Raw genomic sequence first — 2,617 nt, 5'->3', positions numbered from 1 at the left:
GTGCTGTTACGTGATACAGCGCGCCGGCAAACTCCAGCCGCAGCGGTCTCGCCATCTGCCCACCTCCAGAACGCCTTCCCGCCGCGCAGGGTAACGCCGCGCGCCCCGTCCGGGGTGCTGCCGGTGCGCAGCCCCGTGGATGGCTTGGGGTGAGGTTCTGGATCGGCGGGTGACTGGCGTCGGCGGTGTGCCTGCGTCGGTGTGCCTCTGTCGGAGTGGTTGACACGTCATGGTCAGCCGACAGGCGCCTCGCCGGCATGCTCACCGATGAAGTCCCGCGCCGCATCGCGCAGCCGCACCGCCGCTTGCCAGTCGTCGCCGGTCGGCTCAAGCGGTGCGCCGATGCTGACCGCGACCCGCCCCCAGTGCGGGAAGAAGGTCTCGCCGGGGTAGAGATCTCGGCTGCCCCGGATGGCCACCGGCAGCACGGGCACGCCGGCGCCGGCGGCGGCGATGAAGGCGCCCATGCGGAAGGGCAGCAGGCCCGGCTGGGCGCGGAAGGTGCCTTCCGGGAAGAAGCCGAGCGGTTGGCCCCTGGCGAGGATCGCCTTGAAGCGTTGCATCTCCTCCGGCCCGCGCAGCAGGTCGAAGCGGTCCACGAACAGGCTGTCCAGGCGCTGCATGGGCCAGCGGATGACGGGGTTGGTGCGCAGGCGCTCGGCGGCGACGAAGACGATGGGCCGCCGGACGACCTGGATCAGCAGGCCCACGTCCAAATAGCTCTGGTGGTTGGAGACCAGCACGAAGGGCTGGCCGGGCGCTGGGATGTGCTCGTGGCCCTGCACGGCCATCGGCACCAGACAGAGCCGCCGCAGCAGCCCGACGCCCGTGCGTGCGAACCACCAGCGCAGCCTGAGCGTCGGTGCCGCCACCATGCCGAGCCAGCAGGGTGGGGCGAGCAGCGCGAAGAGCAGCCAGGCGTAGGCGGCAAAGGCGCGGGCAGGCAAGCGCCGCAGGAAGCGCAGCGCCATGCTGCGCAGCCCGGCGGCGCCCACCCGCAGCAGCTGCCAGGCGGGCGTCGGCGTGCCCGCCGTGAGCTTGCCCGCGGCCCAGCGTTCCCGGGCGCTGCCGCGGCGGAGCTTGCCGCTTGAGGTTTTGGGGATGGCCCGGGGTGGGGCGAGCAGGATCTCCTCCGGCGGCAGCCCGAGCACCTCGGTGGCGCGCTCGCGCACCCTGCGCCGTAGTGCGGCGCGCTTGGCCGGATCGCGCTCGCGGGTCTCCGCCACCAGCACCAGCCGCTCGCTGCCGCGCTGCGGGTCCGGCGCTGCGAAGGCCACCACGCAGCCCTTGCGCACGCCGGGCAGCTCGCCGATGGCCTGCTCCAGCTCGTAGGGGTAGAGGTTGCGGCCGCCGCGGATGATCATGTCCTTGACCCGGCCGGTCAGGTGCAGCTCGCCGTCTTTGAGGTAGCCGCGGTCGCCGGTGTCGTGCCAGCGCTCGCCCCCCTGAGAGTCACCAACATGATGGATGAGCTGCGCCGTGGCCTCCGGGTTGCGGAAATACCCCTGAGTGGCGGACGGGCCCTGGAACCAGACGCGGCCCTCTCGGCGCTCCGGCAGTGCTTGGCCGTCAGTATCCACGATCCGCAGCCGATAGCCCGGCAGCGGCCGGCCGCAGCTCACCACGCGCTGGGCGTCAGGGGCGTCACAGGGCACCGGCAGCGCGCGGCCTGCGGTGGCGAAGCGCTCGCGGTCGATGCAGTCGATGGCCGGTCCGCGGGCGGCGGGTGGAAAGGTCAGCCCCACCGCGGCCTCGGCCAGGCCGTACACGGGTGCCAGGGCGTCCGGCTTGAGCCCGCAGGTCTCGAAGCGCGCGGCGAAGCGCTCCAGGGTTTCCGCGCTCACCGGCTCGGCGCCGTTCAGGGCACGGCGCCAGCAGCTGAGGTCCAAGCCCTGAAGCTCGTCGCCATGGATGCGCTTCAGGCACAGCTCGTAGGCGAAGTTGGGCGCCGCGGACAAGGTGCCCCGGTGGCGGTGGATGGCCTGAAGCCATTTGAGCGGCCGCGCGAGGAAGGCGAGCGGCGACATGGATACCAAAGGTACACCAAAGTAGAGGCTTCCGAGCCAGGCGCCGATGAGGCCCATGTCGTGGTAGAGCGGCAGCCAGCTCACGAAGACGTCATCGGGGCTCGCCGCGACGGCGTCGCACATGGCGCGGATGTTGGCGAGCAGGTCGGCATGGGTGAGCATCACCCCCTTGGGCTGGCCGGTGCTGCCGGAGGTGTATTGCAGGAAGGCCATGTCCTCGGGCCGCCGCGGTGTGGGTGCCGCAATGGCTGCGGCATCTGCGAGGTCCGCCGGCGTCAGCACCGCCCGAAGAGACGGCACCCAGGCCCGCAGCAGCCGGGCGACGATGCGCGCCTCGGGTACGGTGAGCAACAGCGTGGCACCAGCGTTGGCAAGGATGCCGGCATGGCGGCGCAGGTGATCTTCCAACTGTTCCGGGCGCGCCGGCGGGTAGATGGGCACGGGTACGCCCCCTGCCAGCAGCACACCGTAAAAGCCCGTGAAGTAGTCCATGCCCGTCGGCAGCATCAGGGCCACGCGCTGGCCGGGCTCGAGCCCCGACGCCGTGAGGCCCCCGGCGACGCGGGCGGCTTGCTGCCGGAGTGCCGCAT

At 72.0% G+C, this 2,617-nt stretch carries 1 protein-coding gene; it reads right to left on the bottom strand.

Annotated features, from left to right (window positions below; genetic code table 11):
* Positions 1 to 233: 233 nt before the first annotated feature.
* A partial coding sequence (locus I6U14_RS10095; protein WP_296898984.1) for an AMP-binding protein occupies positions 234 to 2,617 on the bottom strand: 2,384 nt, incomplete at its 5' end.

It is taken from the genome of Thiohalocapsa sp., assembly GCF_019695415.1.
Classification (GTDB): domain Bacteria; phylum Pseudomonadota; class Gammaproteobacteria; order Chromatiales; family Chromatiaceae; genus Thiohalocapsa.
Note: the sequence above shows the minus strand (reverse complement) of the source record. Positions and strands in the feature narration are given on the sequence as shown.